A 16,131-nucleotide genomic window follows, 5' to 3' on the forward strand; every position below is an offset into this window, starting at 1 on the left:
AAAAAACATCCCATCTAAAAAATTTATACAGCAACTGGCGCTTTAATTGCTGGCTGTGGATCATAGCCATTTAAGGTTATATCTTTCACATCCAGATCAAAAATACTTTTATCGGTCGCAATATTTAATTGAGGACCAACATTTGGCGTCCTTGATAGCTGCTCTTTAACTTGGTCAAGATGATTTAAATAAATATGAGCATCCCCAAATGTGTGGATGAAATCGCCTACTTCAAGTCCAGTCTCTCGAGCGATCAAGTGCGTCAACAATGCGTAACTGGCAATGTTAAACGGAACGCCTAAAAATAGATCTGCACTGCGTTGATAAAGCTGACACGATAGCTTGCCATCATTGACGTAAAATTGGAACAACGTATGACAAGGTGGCAAAGCCATTGTGGGCACATCTTCTGGATTCCAGGCACTAACGATCATTCTTCTTGAATCAGGAGTGGTTTTGATCTGGTCGATCACATTCTGGATCTGGTCAATTATTCCGCCATCGCGTTTTTGCCAGTGACGCCATTGTGCTCCATAGACAAATCCCAGATCACCGTATTTTTCAGCAAATTGGTCGTCATGCAAGATCAAATCGTCAAAGCGACTTTTCTGTTCTTTATACTGTTGATTAAATTGGTCGTCGACTAAAGACCGTCGACCAAAATCGGTCATATCTGGTCCACTGTAGTCTGGGCTCTCGATATATTTTTTAAAAGCCCATTCGTCCCAAATATGGTTCTTGTGCTCTAACAAATAACGAATGTTGGTATCACCATGTAAAAACCATAGCAATTCGCTTTTGATCAATCCAAAAGGAACCTTTTTAGTGGTTAGCAGCGGAAATGATTTCGATAAATCAAATCTGGCTTGATATCCAAACACGCTAATAGTTCCCGTACCTGTTCGGTCACTCTTTTTATGGCCATTATCTAGCACGTATTGTAATAAATCTAAATATTGTTGCTCGTTATTCATGGTGACCTCCTATTCGAATTGACTCAAATATTCCCAGCGTTCCATCATTGTATCGGCTTCTTTATTTGCCTCATCCAGTTCACGCTGATAATCCATTAACTTAGTATAATCATTGCTATCGTCATTTAACTGCGCTTTCAAATTAGAAATCTTATCGTCTAATTTCTCGATCTGAGGTTCTAATTTATCCAGTTCCATCTTTTCAGCGTAAGTAAGTTTGGTTTTTTCGGTCGTTTCATTTTTTTGTTCAGCATGTTGCTCAGATTTCTTTTCTTTTGACTGCTGATGTTTTTCTTGTTCTTTTTTTGCCATCTCTGACAAATATCCAGAATATGAATCGTAGCTTTCAACGATTTGCCCCTGGCCTTCAAAAATCAATAATTTGTCGGCAACTTTATCTAAGAAATAGCGATCATGAGAAACTGCCATTACAGTTCCCTTGAAGTCTTCCAAGTAATCTTCCAAGATTGTCAATGTTTCAATATCCAAGTTGTTAGTTGGCTCATCAAGCAACAATACGTTCGGTTGCGTCATCAAAATTGCTAATAAGTATAAGCGTCGTTTTTCACCGCCGGACAATTCACGAATAAATGCGCCTTGCATCTGATGGTCAAATTTAAAAGTATCCAATAACTGGGAAGCCGAAACCTTGTTGCCTTCCGTAGTATGAACGTTTTGTCCAATATCTTCCAAGTAACGGATCACTCGTTTATCTGGATCCATGTCTTGCGTATATTGCGTGTAATAGCCTAATTTGACCGTCTGACCAGTTTTGACCGAACCTGAGTCTAGTTGTACCTTACCAGCCAAAACGTTTAAAAACGTCGTTTTACCAGATCCATTGGAACCAGTGATCCCGATTCGATCGCCTTTGGTAACTAAATAGCTAAAATCATCGATGATGTCTTGATCGTCGAATTTTAACTCAGCGTCATCGATCTTAAAGACATCGTTACCCAAACGTTGTTGGGCAATATCGATCGACATTTCGCCAGATTCTTCAGGTTTATTCTGCAAGTCGTCTTTCAAGTCATTGAATCTGTCGACACGGGCTTGCTGACGAGTACCACGAGCTTTAACGCCGGCACGCATCCAATCAAGCTCTTTTTTATAGAGCTGTTTCTTATGCTGTTGCACTGCAGCCATAGTTGCTTCATTGGCTGCTTTTTGTTGGAGATATTTTTCGTAGTTACCATCATATTCAGTCACATTTTGATGCTCTAATTCAAAAATTCGATTAGCAACTTTATTCAAGAAATAACGGTCATGGGTAACAAACATTACTGACCCTTTAAATTTATTCAAATAACCTTCAAGCCAGTCAATCGCTTGATAGTCTAAATGGTTAGTCGGCTCGTCTAAGATCAACAGATCAGCATCTGAGATCAATGTCTGTGCCAGAGCCACACGTCTTTGTTGGCCACCCGACAAATCGCCAACGGCCTTGTCCAATTCAGTGATCCCCAATTTATTCAAAATTGCTTTAACGTCTGATTCCATTTGCCAAGCATCAGCGGCATTCATTTTCTCTTGGAGTTCAAAAAATTTCTTTTGGATCTTATCATCATTCGGATGCTTATTAAAATCGTTTAAAGCTGCCTCATATTTTCGGATCAGCTTAAACTGCGCATTTTCACCCTCAAAAACAGCATCCGTCACTGACAATTTTTCATCTAGCTCAGGCTGCTGTCTTAAATAGTTGATCTTGTAATCCTTAGGCTTTTCGATATCGATCGAATTGAGGTCCTCATTGTTGACCATGCCGTCTAAAAGCGCAGTTTTACCGACACCATTAAGTCCTAGTAGTCCGATCCGATCATTTTCACTGATCGTAAATGTAACGTCTTTAAACAACGTTCGATCTCCAAAACTTTTTGAAGCATTTGATACATTTAATGTTTTCACGTAACTCACCACGTATTTTCAAAGTTAATTAATATTTTAGTCGAAATTGGAGCTGAAAAAAAGAGTTGTGCTATAACTTTATATTTATCCAAGATGCAGCATAAACGTGCAACAAAACATAGATCACTGTGCTTAATTACAAAAGGTAGCCAATTCAAATTTGAATTAGCTACCTTTTTACATTAATGCTCATGATCTGACCATGTTTTGTCACACTCTGAACAAAAAAAGCCTCTTGCGTAAAGAGGCTTAATTTAGTGATTATAGTTGGTCTTTGTAGATGTCGTAAACAGTCTTTTCTTTGTTAACTGCAAGATATAACTTGCCGTTCTTCTTAGAAATTGCTGATGATTGATAAGCGTTATCCAATCCTTCGGCATCCTTTTGCTTGAATGGAAGATAAATTTGCATTGGCTCTTTACCTTCTTCTTCGCCAAAGACAATGTCAACCTTTTCTAGATCTTGATATTTAATGATTCGATTGAACATACCATCTGCCATTGCACCCGTTGATACATCAGTATCTTTAATGTAATCAGCTTCAGGTAAGATCTCGATTCTAAAACTCTTGCATGGATGAATCTCTTCCATACGTCCACCATTGATACGTCCAAAACTAGTTGTAACACGTGAAATCCAGACATCACTCATTTCACCATGATTTACTGTCCAAGTATCTTCATTTCTGAAGTAAAATTTCAATTCCTTAAATACGTGTTTCATGCTACCACCCTTTCGAATACTAAAATACTTAACATGGTAATGATACCACGGTTGTTACAATATTAACAAATATCTTTGCAAATCTTTGTAAGAATTTGTAACCGCTTGCGTAACCACAGCTTTTTCAAGGCTGTTCATGTATTCGCCAATTTTGGGACCCGGCTTGATCTGAAGGATATCAATGACATCCTTACCCGTAATTTTCAATGCATGTGAATTTTTTATCGGAATTTCTGAAACCGACTTGTTGATTTTATCTTTATCAATTTGAATCTTAAATAGCTGACAAAGCTCTTCAACTCTAGGGATATTTTGAATCCCATTTTGATAAATATTCCAAATATCAAAATTTCCAGATTGAAAATCATTGAGAGTATTTTCAGTGGCTAGACATTCTTCTCTGACTTGGTTTGAGACTTTCCATAAACGCAAGAAATGATTGAGGTCGTCTCCTGACAAGTTTAATACATGTCCGATCGATACCCAGACCATCGTTTCGTCCAGCATTTGTACGTCATCAGTTTTCAACAATTTTGTCAAATTATTGATGGCATCATGAAAACCGGGACAATGAGCCGCAAGATCTAATCTCAAAAAATCTTTGAAGCCTTTCTTCCAAGCTCGACCAAGCATCATTTTAACGAATTCTTCATGAACTCTTTCAACAGCAATTTTTTCTAGCAATGGTGCATTATCGGCGATTGCTTGTTCAGTTTTTGACTCGATCGAAAAATCCAGTTGCGACTGAAATCTAACTGCACGCATCATCCTTAAAGCATCTTCGTGAAATCGTTCTTCTGCTACTCCAACTGCCTTGATCAGATGATTCTTCAAGTCAGTTAGACCATCGAACTTATCAACAACGTTACCATCGTGATCAACTGCTAGTGCATTAATCGTAAAGTCGCGCCGTTTTAGGTCATCAGTTAATGATCTGACAAAAGTAACTTTGTCAGGACGTCGATAGTCTTGATAGCCTGACTCAGTCCGAAAAGTGGTGATCTCGTAAGATTCATCGTCCATTAACACGGTCACGGTCCCGTGCTTGATCCCAGTATCGATCGTTTTTTTAAAAATTGACTTGATCTCCTCTGGATAGGCGCTAGTAGCAATATCAACGTCGTGGATTGGTAGTCCTAAGATGTGGTCGCGAACGCTCCCGCCCACAAAATAAGCCTCAAATCCAGCCTCTTCGATATTTTTGAGTATTGGTAGTGCCTTTTGAAAATCTTTTGGAAGTTGTTCAAGTCGCATTTAATTACCCCATTTGATCTAATAGTTCTTGCATAGACTCATCGTCAGGATCTTTCCGCAAGTATAGCTTTAAGGCAGCCTTTAGAGCTGGCTTATCTCCACTAGCACGTAGAATATCGATCATATCGTTTAAAAAGTCGAGATTATCCTTATATTCATCAAATACTAATCCAATATTTTCTTGAGCTTGCTTGATGTCATCTGTTTCATAATAAGACTTGGCCAAATTCCAGATCAATTTTGGATTGTTGTTAGTATCAACGCTCTGCAATAGATCCAAATTATTCTTATATTGACCATGAGTTACGTAGAAATCACTCAATTTAATGATCAATGCTAATGGATGCTCGACCGTCTTGATTCCTTGTTTGATGATTTTGAGTGCTTCGTCAGTATTCTCAGACAATCCTGAATCAAAAGCAATTTCATAAAGTTTATCATCAAGCTCATTCAAATTTAGGCCTAGCTGTGCATATTTGAAAGCTTGTTGATTGTTTTTAATATTCAAATAGTCGTCAGCAATAACCGCATAGGCTGTCGGATAATCACGATTAGTATCCAATAACTTTTCTAACGTTTCGATGGACTTATTATAGTTCTTAACTTGATTATACAAAAATCCTAGTTGATATTGGGCATCTTCGTTAAGTTCGATTGCATTTAGCTCCTCGAATTGACTGATGGCTTCTTCATATTTACCCATGCCGGCTAGCGAACTGGCCTTTCTCAATTTCAAGGAAATACCAGAATAATCTTCGATCCCATCGTCTAGAAGAAAGTCGTAGAAGACAATTGCCTTTGCAAACTTATTTTCATCAAAATATAGTTCTGCGATGGCAAATCTGAAAACATCCTCATCAGGATACTTTCTAACGCCCTCTAACAGCTTTTGTTCACTAACTTCATACATTCCTTGCGATTGATAAATATCAGCTGAGACTAGTAAATTTTCGGCATACGAAGGAGAATCCGGACCGATCTGTGAAATATAATCCAGGGCCTGGTCTGAATCGCCGTCTGATACCGATATCTCTGCTAGCCTTGACAAAATTTGTCCTTCATCGGGATACAACGTCAGTAAATGTTCATAGACGACCTTTGCCTGGACTGAAAGCCCACAACTAAGTAAAGTTTCTGCCAATGAGAATTTAGTTTGGTCGTCATCTTGTTCAAGCGATTGTTGGATCAGACCATCTACATCTGAAAAGTCGCCTGCGTCAATTGTTTCAATAACTTCATCTGCTTTACTCAATTTTTTTCCTCCAAAAAATTAATTTTTTCGATAAAAAAAGCGGTCATTCGACCGCCCCCAAGAAATAATACTATTTTACTGAATCCTTTAAAGCTTTACCTGGTTTGAATGCAGGTACTTTGCTTGCAGGAATCTTAATTTCTTCACCTGTTTGTGGGTTACGACCCTTACGTGCAGCACGTTGACGTACTTCGAAGTTACCAAAGCCGATCAATTGAACTTTGTTTCCTTCTGATAAGTTTTCTTGGATTGATTCAAAAACAGCATCTACTGCTGAAGTTGCATCTTTCTTTGTCAATCCTGTTTTGCTAGCAACACTGTCGATAAGTTCTGCTTTGTTTGCCATGTTTGATAACCTCCGGAGATAAAAAAATTTTTAGAAACTATGAACAATTGACGTGTGTGTTCATCATTCCAACTACAAAAATACCATAGCCACGGGCATTGAGCAAGCTTTTACCCGGTTAAAGTGCATAAAACAGGTATTTTTATAAAAATTTTAATCAGTTTTCTGAATATTTGGTCAAAAACCCTTACTTACGCTTTCTAGGAAGGATTTTAATTGGTGTTCCCTCAAAGTCAAAGGTCTCTCTTAATTGGTTGATCAAGAAACGTTCATATGAGAAATGCAACAATTCATTGTCATTGACGAAAACTACAAACGTTGGTGGTTGAATTGCCACTTGCGTCATGTAGTAAATTCTCAATCTCTTACCATTAACAACTGGCGTTGGTGCAATCGAAGTTGCACGCAGCAATAAGTCATTTAACATTGCTGATTGGATTCGACGATGACGGTTGTCGTAAACTTTAGCTACCAGTTCAGGGATCTTTTCTAATCTCTGTCCCTTAATAGCGGAAGTAAAGAGAATTGGTGCATATGATAAGTATTGGAACTCGGTTCTTATTTGATTCTCAAAGTCCCGCATAGTGTAAGTGTCTTTTTTCAAAGCATCCCACTTATTAACTACGATGATGACACCCTTGCCGGCGTTGTGAGCATATCCTGCAACGCGCTTGTCTTGTTCGCGGATGCCTTCTTCGGCATTCAAAACCACGCAGACAACATCAGATTTATCAATGGCACTCAATGCCCGTAATACTGAGTATTTCTCGGTATTTTCATAAACTTTACCACGTTTTCGGATACCGGCAGTATCGATCATGGTAAATTCTTTATCTAATCTTTCATCGGTGTACTTGGTATCAATAGCATCACGAGTCGTACCTTCAATGTTAGAAACGATCACGCGATCGTCTCCTAAAATAGCATTGACCAATGATGATTTACCAACATTTGGACGACCGATGAAACTGAATTTGATCGAATCATCTTCTTCGTGAGTCTCATCGGTTGGAAATGCCTTAACGACCTCATCCAATAGATCTCCTAATCCGGTACCTTGTGAACCGGAAACTGGATTTGGATCACCAAATCCCAATGAATAAAAGTCATAAATATTTTGACGTTGCTCTGGATTATCGGCTTTATTGACCGCTAAAATAACCGGTTTCTTAGTCCGATAAAGAATCTTGGCCACGTCCTCGTCTTCTTTTGTGACACTGTTTTGACCATTGACAATAAATACGATCACGTCGGCCTCATCGATCGCAATTTCGGCCTGATTCTTGATCTGAACTGTCATTGGTTCATCCGACATGTCGATACCCCCGGTATCGATCAAACGAAATTCTTTTCCTAGCCAACTTGCACGTGCGTAAATACGATCCCGGGTAACGCCAGGCGTATCTTCAACGATCGAAAGACGTTCGTTAATGATTCTGTTAAAAATAGTTGATTTTCCGACATTAGGTCGACCAACTAATGCAACTACTGGAACTGCCATGTGCATCCCTCCTTATTTGTGTGAATTAACAATTTCTGAAACTTTTTGAACAACTTGTTCGATGGTCATATCCGACGTATCGACTTCGATGGCATCATCGGCCTTTTTGAGAGGAGAAATTTCACGATGTGAATCCTTGTAATCACGTGCCTCAATTTCATCTTCTAATGTTGACAAAGGAGTATTGATTCCTCTTTCAACGTTTTCTTTGTATCTTCTTTGAGCCCTGACCTTGACGCTGGCGATTAAAAAGATCTTGACTTCTGCATCAGGTAAAACTGTTGTGCCGATATCTCTTCCATCCATGACAATGTTAGTATCATTAGCTAAATCACGTTGCATGTCAACTAATTTTTCACGGACTTCTTTGATTGCTGAAACTTGTGAAACGTTATTAGTGATAACTTCGCTTCTGATCTCATCTGACACGTCTTGTCCATCTAAAAGAACTCTTTGACCATTATCAGTATTTAAAAATGTGATCTCATGTGTATCCATTAATTGTAAAATACCAGACACGTTACCATAATCCACTTGATTATTTTTTGCAAGCAAAGTGACTGTTCGATACATTGCACCAGTATCGCAGTACACAAAGCCTAGATTTTTGGCGATCAATTTTGCGATCGTACTTTTTCCAGCTGATGCTGGACCATCAATTGCAATTTGCATTCGAATTTACTCCTATTAATTATAAATATAAAAAAAGACAGGAATTGACCTGTCTTTTATTTTACATTATTTTGTGCGTAATTGTGTACCTGGAGATAAAGTTGATACTCCTGGATTTAATCCTTTAAGAGCTTCAATAGTCGTTCCGTTATTAACAGCGGCACGATACCAACCCTCGCCTTGCTTAACAGTGTAGTATGATGATCCACTTCCTGTTGAAGCTTGGCCAGATGATTGGGTACTGTTTGAAGCAGTTGTTCCGGTTGAACCAGTTTGGCCATAGCCAGTTGATCCCGTTTGACCGGATGTTTCTGTTCCATAATTACTTGAAGAATTATCAGAGCTTGTTGAATCAGTAGTTTCATTTACAGTACCAGAACCATTGGAGCTGTCGGAGTCTGAGCTAGACTTCTTAGAACTGCTAGATTTCTTGGTAGTAGAACTCTTCTTTTTGGTCGAAGCCTTCTTCTTGGCTGATGATTTTTTTGAGTTTTTATCTTGCTTTTCAACTGATTGCTCAGTTTGATTATTGTCTAAATTGCTGTTGCTGCTGTCCCCATGAAAAAAGTACATTGCAACTGGAATAAACATCAAAGCAATCAAAATAATTACCAAGACTGCAACTAAGGTGTGATTTCCACGTTGCTTACTCTTGCTGACAGCTCGAGAAACATGGCCAGATTCATCTGTATCAGAGTCAAAGGTGTTTTCCCATGGCTTGTCATCTTCTGAATTATTCGCATTTTCTTCACGAGTTGGAGTAGCTTGAGCATTTTCTGCAGAATTCATAGCAGAACCTGCTGCAACTCCAGCTCCAACGGCTGCGGCTTTTTTCTCATCACTTTGTTTGCTGGCTTGTAAATGATCGACTGACCCCTCAGGTACTTGATCATTGGCAGTATTTTGGGTATTCGGATTTGAACGAGGAACGTTGTTCACAAAATCGGAACTTGTCCCAACGTCTTTACCCACAACGCTGTCGGAATTATCAGGCGCTGATTCGTTCTCTGAAGACACCAGATTATACTTACGTAGATCCTCTGGGCTAACCGAACCTTTCCGACTTAATCCCTCAGTCGATGCAGGGATCTTTGAACCGGAAAAATTATTATTGTTATTCTCGGGCATTAAAATCCAACCTCCTAATTTCTATCCTTATTAGAATAGCATATTAAGTTAAATTTTTTCTTAAAAGATTTTTAAAAATGCCTAAGATTGATGCTGAAATTTGAAATGTCCTTGTAATCTTGGATAAATTACCAAGACACCAACGCAAGTCAATAATGACTTAATTACATTAAATGGAATCACACCAGTAGCTACGTACTGTGGAAGTCCCATGTTTAAATGCATCCCGACAACATTCATGTATAGCGGCATCACCACGAATAAATTCAACAATGACATGATGATCGTCATAACCACTGTTCCAGAAACAATCGCCATGGCCTTTTTATTGCGATTCCAAAAATAAGTAAATGGCAGCAATAACGAGACTGCACCCACAAAATTAGAAAAATCGCCAATTAACCCGGCAACTCCTTGACCAGTAATGATCCAATGACAAAGAGTTTTGATAAATGCGATTGAAATTCCTCCGACAGGTCCAAAGAACAATGAACCAATCAGGGTCACGATATCGCTGAGATCAACCTTCAAAAACGGTAGCCAAATCAAAACAGGAAACTCGAAAAACATGATGATCGTTGCTAATGCGGCTAAAATTGCAACTCCAACTAAACTGTGAAACCGATAAGTACTTCTTCCCATAAAATCAACCTCTCCGCTGATTTCCGAAGAAAAAAGGCCTATTTTGGGCATACCAAAACAGACCTTCTCTGTTTTCTTCCATCTAGACTTTAACTATCGGTTTAGGAATCTCACCTAATCAACCAGAAAAACTGGGTAGCGGACTGTACCGCCGGTCGGGAATCTCACCCTGCCCTGAAAACCAACTATTTAATTTATAAATTCACTATATCAGATTATTTTCTTTCCTTCAATAGGGCAACTTCCTGGCGTGTTAAATTGCGATATTTACCCGAAACTAACCCATCTAAAGTCAAGAAATCGTAACGTTCACGCGACAACTTTTCAACTGGATGCTTCACACGTTCGAACATATTTTTAACTTGATGATTATGACCCTCATGGATCGTTAATCTTACTAATGAGGAGTTCTTCTTAGTATCCTTTGATAGCACTCGGACTTTAGCAGGAGCTGAAGTATAATCCTTGAACTTGATCCCGCCCTCAAGCTGCTTGATCTCTTCAGTCGTCAACTGACCTTCGATTTTGGCAACATAAGTTTTGTCGACATGATATCTAGGATGCATCAATTGATTTGCAAATTCCCCGTCGTTTGTTAACAAGATCAAACCTGAAGTATCGTAATCGAGACGTCCAATTGGATAAACCCGTTCAGGAACGTCTTCCTTTAAAAAGTCGGTAATAACTTTACGATCCTTATCATCTTTAACTGCAGAAATAACTCCACGTGGTTTGTACATTAAGATGTAACGTTTTTTTTCAGATCTTAATGGAACTCCATTAACCTCGATTTTGTCATGGTTATCAACCTTAACGCCCATTTCGCGAACGATTTTTCCATTAACGCTGACTTCGCCGTCAGCAATCATTTGCTCTGATTTACGACGGGATGCGATCCCTGCATCTGACATCGCTTTTTGCAAACGAACTTTATCTCCACTCATTTGATTTCCTCGTTTTTTTAAATTATAGAACTTGGTATATTTCTTATTCATTGAACATTGTATAGATTGAGTCTGCCACACGCAACCAATGACCTGATCAAGACCTTAAATTTGCAAAAAAATATAGTCGAACCTTGATTCGACTATAAACATTAAAAATTTACTATTGGTCCATTTCCACGTTGTCAAAAAGATCAATGTTGCCTTGGGGATTTTCAAAATGTTCAATTTTAGGTAATTCATCCAACTCTTTGATTCCAAAATAATCAAAGAAATAATCGGTTACCACATATAAGTTTGGATGACCTGGAACGTCTTTTTTACCATCTTCTTGGATCAATTTTCTGGCGAACAAGGTATTGACGCTTCCAGAACTTTGTACGCCACGAATTTCATCGATCTCGATCCTTGTGATCGGTTGTTTGTAAGCAACGATCGATAACACCTCAAGAGCTGCTTGACTCAATTTGGTTCCGAGACCAGATTTGAAAAATCTCGTCAATAAGTCAGCATATTCACTCTTAGTGACCAATTTAAAAATCTTGTTATATCTGACTAATTTGATGCCAGATGACGTATCGTTTTGTAATTTGATCTCGAGCTGTTCCAGATTTTGACGAACAGCCGAAATATCCATCCCGGTCAAGGTCGCGATATCGGATTCCGTAATGCCTTGATCTCCTGCGACAAATAATAATGCCATAATTTCTGCTTGATACAATGTTAATTCCTCAATTCAATAAATAACTCGCTTCTTAAATCTGCTTGATGTGCTACGATAACTTGATTTCTGACCATTTCCAAGATTGCCATAAAGTCAGTCACGACTTCTTCAACATCGTTCTTGGCTTTTAATAAGGACTTAAAGGCAATCTTACGCTCATGTCCCAAACGACTTAAAATCGACTTTTGCGCAGCTTCAATCGAAATGCTTTCTTCTTCGATCATTTCTGTTTTGGGTGCGTGTTTTGCCTGATTGTGGAGCAATTCAGTATAGACGTTTGCTAAATCGTCAATTGCAACTGAACCAGGTAGTAAAAACTGCTCCAGTTGCGTCTTCGGAACGCTTGGTTCTTTATCGAACAATCTGTCTCTTTTGGCTTCTTTTTCTTGAAAATACTCTGCCACACGTTTAAATGTTTGATATGTCAAAAGTTGCGACACCAACTCATCACGAGGATCAGACTCGTCAAGATCGTCTTCGATCTCATCGGGCGCTTTGGGTAATAAAAGCTTACTCTTGATCGACATCAACGTCGAGGCCATAACTAAGTAGTCGCCGGCAATATCCAGCTGCAAAACTTTCATATTATTCAAATAATCTAAATATTGCTGCGTAATATCAGCAATCGGGATATCATAAATATCAATTTTAGATTCCTTGATCAAATGAAGCAAAAGGTCGATTGGCCCTTCAAAATCAGTCAGCACTAATCGTAATTTTTCCATTTAGTCTGATTCCATTTCTTCTTTTTGACTCTCAGTCCATTTTCTGAGTTCGTCCACTAAACTAAAGCTTCCTAATATGGTGTAATTAGGAAATTTACGTTTGATGTCGTCAAATATTTTGAAATGATTTGACTGTGAACGATAGGAAGGGTTTAAAGAAATATATTCGATAAAAACTGTCTTGGTTGAAAATGACAATGCTACGATTCCAGAATAATCTTCAACATTGCTTTTCCAAAGGTACAATTGGCGATTTTCATCCTCATCGTAGAGTTTCAACTCTTGCTCCAAATTGGACATGTCCTTTAAATCAGGGATATATGACAAAAATCCCATCGCAATTTTCTGATTTTCTTCTCGATTATACTTGGTTAACATCCCTATTTCACCTCCTAAGCACGTGGATGTGCTTGTTCATACACTTGTTTCATTCGAGTCTGATTGATATGAGTATAAATTTGCGTGGTCGAAATATCTGAATGCCCAAGCAATTCCTGGACGACTCTTAAGTCAGCTCCATTAGCCAATAAATTCGTGGCAAAGGAATGTCTTAATGTATGTGGAGTTACATCCTTAGTAATGCCCACTTGTGCAATGTACTTTTTGATCATTCTCCAAATCGATTGGCGCGTTAATTGCTGACCACGGAAATTAAGAAAAACTTGTTTCTTATCGCCATATCTTTCGATTAAATCATTTCTGGTTTTATCAAAATAAATATTTAACCACTTGATGGCAGTCTTCCCAATCGGCAATAAACGTTCCTTGTCGCCTTTACCGATGGTTTTGATCAAACCTAGGTCAAGATGCAAGTCGTCCATTGTCAAATTGATCAATTCGCTGACCCGTAGACCTGTCGCGTACATCACTTCAAAAATTGCCCGATCACGGATACCCAAAGGTTTATCAACGTCAGGAGATTCAATTAGTGAAACGACTTCCTCCATTGATAGGACAACTGGTAAATGCTGCGCTTTTTTAGGTGCATCAAGTTCAGCCATTGGATTAGCTTCGATTTTCCCAATAAGTTCCATCCACTGATAAAACTTCTTTAAAGTCGAAAAAATCCTGATCTCGCTAGTCTTGGATTTCCCGCTCTGATCTTGATATGCAAAAAAATTAGTTATCTGGAAGTGGTCCTCAGGATAACTCTGCATATTATTTTGTTCTAAATAATGACTGTATTCTAATAGATCCTGTCGATAGGATAAAATCGTATTTTGAGATAATCCTCTGTCAAGCCTTAAATATCTTGAATAATCATTAATTACATCTTTCATATATTGGCAGTTTACTTGTACCTTCTCACTCACTCAAAACACTCCTACCCATCACTTCAAATATGTGAAGCCATCCTTTTGTTCAATTTTATTTTGTTTCATTAAATTACCTAATGCTCGTTTAAAACTACCCTTGCTAATACCAAAGTATTCTTTGATATCGTTGGGGTCGCTTTTATCGGTATATGGTATTTTTTTGTCTCTAGCATGTTCTAAGACGGCCATGATCATTTCTGCATCCGGCGTGATCTCTTCGTAAGCACGTGGCTTCATCGATAAATTCAAGCGACGGTGACTAGAACCGATGACACGAGTTTTAACTTCTTGGCCAATTCTTAATGGTCCATCTTGTTCATTAGAGTGGATAAAGCCTAAATAATAGCTGTCAGTCAAAACAAATGTTCCTGATTCGCGAATCGCAATTACGTGGCCAGTTTCATCACGATTTTTTTCCTTATCGCTGGCTGAACGAGCTAATTGCATGTATAAATTCAAGTCAGCCAATTTGCCCCAAAGACGTCCTTTGTGGTCGACGTCAAGCGCAACCATGACACGGTCGTCTTTTTTAGGCCACTCAGAATGCTCGAGCGGCAGGTCATCTAAGGAAACCACGATATCTTTGTCCTTTAAACCAGAATCGACAAAGACACCCAAGTCAGTCCGAACTTCTTTGACTGTTGCGTAATCCCAAATTCCCTTCATGACTTTAGGCATAATAGTAGTTATTTTGTTTTTGTGGCCTTTGGTCTCGTAAACGAAACCAGATAATTCATCCCCAATTTCCGGAATTTCATCTAGTTCGCTTAGATCCATGGCAAAAGTAATACCTTCGATCTGAACAAAGGCTTCATCTTTATTTAAGTCAGTAACTGAGCCTGACAATACATTACCGTACATCTCTGAAATATCCATAGTTCACCAATTTTCTTTAATTTGCTACTTTATTTTACCAGTAAAAATGGTATATATGGCGATTTAACACAATTGTTAAAAGATATTAATAAAAGAATCAAAATTTGCTAAAACACGGAGTAAAATTTTTGAAAAAAAAAGAGTGTGACAAAACATGGTCAGAGCCCTCCGCCTAACTACGAAATCGACCTAATTCAATTTTGAATTAGGTCGATTTCGTAGTTAGGCGGAGGGCTCTATGTTTTGTTGCACGTTTATGCTGCAAGTTTGTAAAAAATAGCAGTTATGTCACAGCCCCTTTGGGATATTAATTATTAATTGGTTCCATCGATAAGAAATCTGGGTTTGGAGTAACACCGAATGATTTAGCGAGATCACGTAGATCATCGTCAGTGATGCTTTGTTCGATGTTGCCGCCTTGGCTTTGAATTGCAGTGTAGATCATGCAGGCCTTTTCGACTGTCTCGATCAAGCCGTATACTTCATCCATGCTGTCTCCACAAGCAAAGATTCCGTGGTGTGGCCACATAACTACTCTAAATTCGTTCATCTTATCGGCAGTTGCTTGGCCAATTTCGTTTGTTCCAGGAGTCATATAAGGGATGATACCAACTCCTTCTGGGAAGACTACGAGAGATTCAGCTTGCATCTTCCATAACAAACGACTTACTGAAGCTTCGTTCAACTCATGAGTAAATGATAATGCGACCCAATTAGTTGGGTGACAGTGCATAACGACACGTTGGTTATTGTCGACTTTTTGACGAGCAATATGCGTCATCAAGTGAGCTGGGAATTCGCTAGTTGGTTGTCCACCGTCATTAAAGCCCCAGATCAAATCAACTGAATTTCCTTCTTCAGTGATTCTAACTAGTCCGGCATCACGTTCTGGATAGTTATGAACATTCTTGAAGTAACGTCCGGTACCAGTTACTAAGTAATATTGACCTGCTAGAGGGGAGGCGTCGAATTTGATTGGAATGTTTCTCAATGTCTTGCCCAAGTCATCAAATTGATCGACTTCGTCTTGAGTCAAACGAAGACTGACGTTACCCCCATTTCTTTCATCCCAGCCATGTTTGTGTAACTCATTAGTGATCTCAGACATTTTTTCAACATATTTTGAATCAATAAACTTCATAATCAAAT

17 protein-coding genes and 1 riboswitch are annotated in these 16,131 nt (G+C 38.6%); all 17 genes read right to left on the bottom strand.

From position 1 onward, the window contains the following. Positions 1–23: 23 nt before the first annotated feature. The 17 genes from LKF16_RS02135 to rhaD all read right to left on the bottom strand — a co-directional run bounded on the left by LKF16_RS02135 (position 24) and on the right by rhaD (position 16,123). The gene (locus LKF16_RS02135) at positions 24–974 is read right to left on the bottom strand and encodes a thymidylate synthase (protein ID WP_291468224.1); all 951 of its coding nucleotides are present in this window, start codon (positions 972–974) and stop codon (positions 24–26) included. Between the two features lie 9 nt (positions 975–983). After that, positions 984–2,879, bottom strand: a complete 1,896-nt coding sequence (gene abc-f / locus LKF16_RS02140) for a ribosomal protection-like ABC-F family protein (RefSeq protein ID WP_291468226.1) — start codon at positions 2,877–2,879, stop codon at positions 984–986. A 261-nt stretch (positions 2,880–3,140) separates the two neighbouring features. Further along, positions 3,141–3,602, bottom strand: a complete 462-nt coding sequence (locus LKF16_RS02145) for a hypothetical protein (protein ID WP_291468227.1) — start codon at positions 3,600–3,602, stop codon at positions 3,141–3,143. A gap of 54 nt (positions 3,603–3,656) precedes the next feature. Continuing rightward, on the bottom strand, positions 3,657–4,856 hold the full coding sequence (locus LKF16_RS02150) for a CCA tRNA nucleotidyltransferase (protein WP_291468228.1): 1,200 nt from the start codon (positions 4,854–4,856) through the stop codon (positions 3,657–3,659). Between the two features lie 4 nt (positions 4,857–4,860). Further along, positions 4,861–6,108 (bottom strand): tetratricopeptide repeat protein, encoded by a 1,248-nt coding sequence (locus LKF16_RS02155; protein WP_291468229.1) that lies wholly within the window; start codon positions 6,106–6,108, stop codon positions 4,861–4,863. 70 nt (positions 6,109–6,178) lie between these two features. Next, positions 6,179–6,454 (bottom strand): HU family DNA-binding protein, encoded by a 276-nt coding sequence (locus tag LKF16_RS02160; RefSeq protein WP_010623460.1) that lies wholly within the window; start codon positions 6,452–6,454, stop codon positions 6,179–6,181. Between the two features lie 187 nt (positions 6,455–6,641). Next, complete coding sequence (gene der, locus LKF16_RS02165) at positions 6,642–7,955, bottom strand: ribosome biogenesis GTPase Der (RefSeq protein WP_291468233.1); 1,314 nt, start codon at positions 7,953–7,955, stop codon at positions 6,642–6,644. Between the two features lie 12 nt (positions 7,956–7,967). Next, entirely contained in the window at positions 7,968–8,627 is a 660-nt protein-coding gene (cmk, locus tag LKF16_RS02170) for a (d)CMP kinase (protein WP_291468234.1), read from the bottom strand. Positions 8,628–8,693: 66 nt separating this feature from the next. Then, positions 8,694–9,755: a LysM peptidoglycan-binding domain-containing protein gene (locus tag LKF16_RS02175; protein ID WP_291468236.1), complete on the bottom strand. Its 1,062-nt coding sequence runs from the start codon at positions 9,753–9,755 to the stop codon at positions 8,694–8,696. An 81-nt stretch (positions 9,756–9,836) separates the two neighbouring features. Then, positions 9,837–10,397 carry an ECF transporter S component gene (locus LKF16_RS02180; RefSeq protein WP_291468237.1) on the bottom strand — a complete coding sequence of 187 codons (561 nt, stop codon included), beginning with the start codon at positions 10,395–10,397 and terminating at the stop codon, positions 9,837–9,839. A gap of 66 nt (positions 10,398–10,463) precedes the next feature. Continuing rightward, a riboswitch (FMN riboswitch) is annotated at positions 10,464–10,583 on the bottom strand. 29 nt (positions 10,584–10,612) lie between these two features. Further along, complete coding sequence (locus LKF16_RS02185) at positions 10,613–11,341, bottom strand: pseudouridine synthase (RefSeq protein WP_291468239.1); 729 nt, start codon at positions 11,339–11,341, stop codon at positions 10,613–10,615. Between the two features lie 163 nt (positions 11,342–11,504). Then, entirely contained in the window at positions 11,505–12,062 is a 558-nt protein-coding gene (scpB, locus tag LKF16_RS02190; protein ID WP_291468241.1) for an SMC-Scp complex subunit ScpB, read from the bottom strand. 2 nt (positions 12,063–12,064) lie between these two features. Continuing rightward, positions 12,065–12,790 (bottom strand): segregation and condensation protein A, encoded by a 726-nt coding sequence (locus tag LKF16_RS02195; protein ID WP_291468243.1) that lies wholly within the window; start codon positions 12,788–12,790, stop codon positions 12,065–12,067. Continuing rightward, the gene (locus tag LKF16_RS02200; RefSeq protein WP_291468245.1) at positions 12,791–13,168 is read right to left on the bottom strand and encodes a RibT protein; all 378 of its coding nucleotides are present in this window, start codon (positions 13,166–13,168) and stop codon (positions 12,791–12,793) included. 14 nt (positions 13,169–13,182) lie between these two features. After that, complete coding sequence (xerD, locus tag LKF16_RS02205) at positions 13,183–14,070, bottom strand: site-specific tyrosine recombinase XerD (protein WP_291469379.1); 888 nt, start codon at positions 14,068–14,070, stop codon at positions 13,183–13,185. Positions 14,071–14,121: 51 nt separating this feature from the next. After that, positions 14,122–14,982, bottom strand: coding sequence for a CvfB family protein (locus LKF16_RS02210; RefSeq protein WP_291468247.1), 861 nt, complete (start codon positions 14,980–14,982; stop codon positions 14,122–14,124). 307 nt (positions 14,983–15,289) lie between these two features. After that, on the bottom strand, positions 15,290–16,123 hold the full coding sequence (gene rhaD / locus LKF16_RS02215; RefSeq protein WP_291468249.1) for a rhamnulose-1-phosphate aldolase: 834 nt from the start codon (positions 16,121–16,123) through the stop codon (positions 15,290–15,292). Positions 16,124–16,131 lie beyond the last annotated feature (8 nt).

Origin of the sequence: Companilactobacillus sp., assembly GCF_022484265.1 — a bacterium.
Classification (GTDB): domain Bacteria; phylum Bacillota; class Bacilli; order Lactobacillales; family Lactobacillaceae; genus Companilactobacillus.

Excerpts from the sequence above, each read along its gene's own strand:
- LKF16_RS02135 (WP_291468224.1), bottom strand. The coding sequence starts at position 974 with ATGAATAACGAGCAACAATATTTAGATTTATTACAATACGTGCTAGAT.
- LKF16_RS02145 (WP_291468227.1), bottom strand. The coding sequence starts at position 3,602 with ATGAAACACGTATTTAAGGAATTGAAATTTTACTTCAGAAATGAAGAT.
- LKF16_RS02150 (WP_291468228.1), bottom strand. The coding sequence starts at position 4,856 with ATGCGACTTGAACAACTTCCAAAAGATTTTCAAAAGGCACTACCAATA.
- LKF16_RS02160 (WP_010623460.1), bottom strand. The coding sequence starts at position 6,454 with ATGGCAAACAAAGCAGAACTTATCGACAGTGTTGCTAGCAAAACAGGA.
- der (WP_291468233.1), bottom strand. The coding sequence starts at position 7,955 with ATGGCAGTTCCAGTAGTTGCATTAGTTGGTCGACCTAATGTCGGAAAA.
- cmk (WP_291468234.1), bottom strand. The coding sequence starts at position 8,627 with ATGCAAATTGCAATTGATGGTCCAGCATCAGCTGGAAAAAGTACGATC.
- LKF16_RS02175 (WP_291468236.1), bottom strand. The coding sequence starts at position 9,755 with ATGCCCGAGAATAACAATAATAATTTTTCCGGTTCAAAGATCCCTGCA.
- LKF16_RS02180 (WP_291468237.1), bottom strand. The coding sequence starts at position 10,397 with ATGGGAAGAAGTACTTATCGGTTTCACAGTTTAGTTGGAGTTGCAATT.
- LKF16_RS02185 (WP_291468239.1), bottom strand. The coding sequence starts at position 11,341 with ATGAGTGGAGATAAAGTTCGTTTGCAAAAAGCGATGTCAGATGCAGGG.
- LKF16_RS02195 (WP_291468243.1), bottom strand. The coding sequence starts at position 12,790 with ATGGAAAAATTACGATTAGTGCTGACTGATTTTGAAGGGCCAATCGAC.
- LKF16_RS02200 (WP_291468245.1), bottom strand. The coding sequence starts at position 13,168 with ATGTTAACCAAGTATAATCGAGAAGAAAATCAGAAAATTGCGATGGGA.
- xerD (WP_291469379.1), bottom strand. The coding sequence starts at position 14,070 with ATGAAAGATGTAATTAATGATTATTCAAGATATTTAAGGCTTGACAGA.
- LKF16_RS02210 (WP_291468247.1), bottom strand. The coding sequence starts at position 14,982 with ATGGATATTTCAGAGATGTACGGTAATGTATTGTCAGGCTCAGTTACT.
- rhaD (WP_291468249.1), bottom strand. The coding sequence starts at position 16,123 with ATGAAGTTTATTGATTCAAAATATGTTGAAAAAATGTCTGAGATCACT.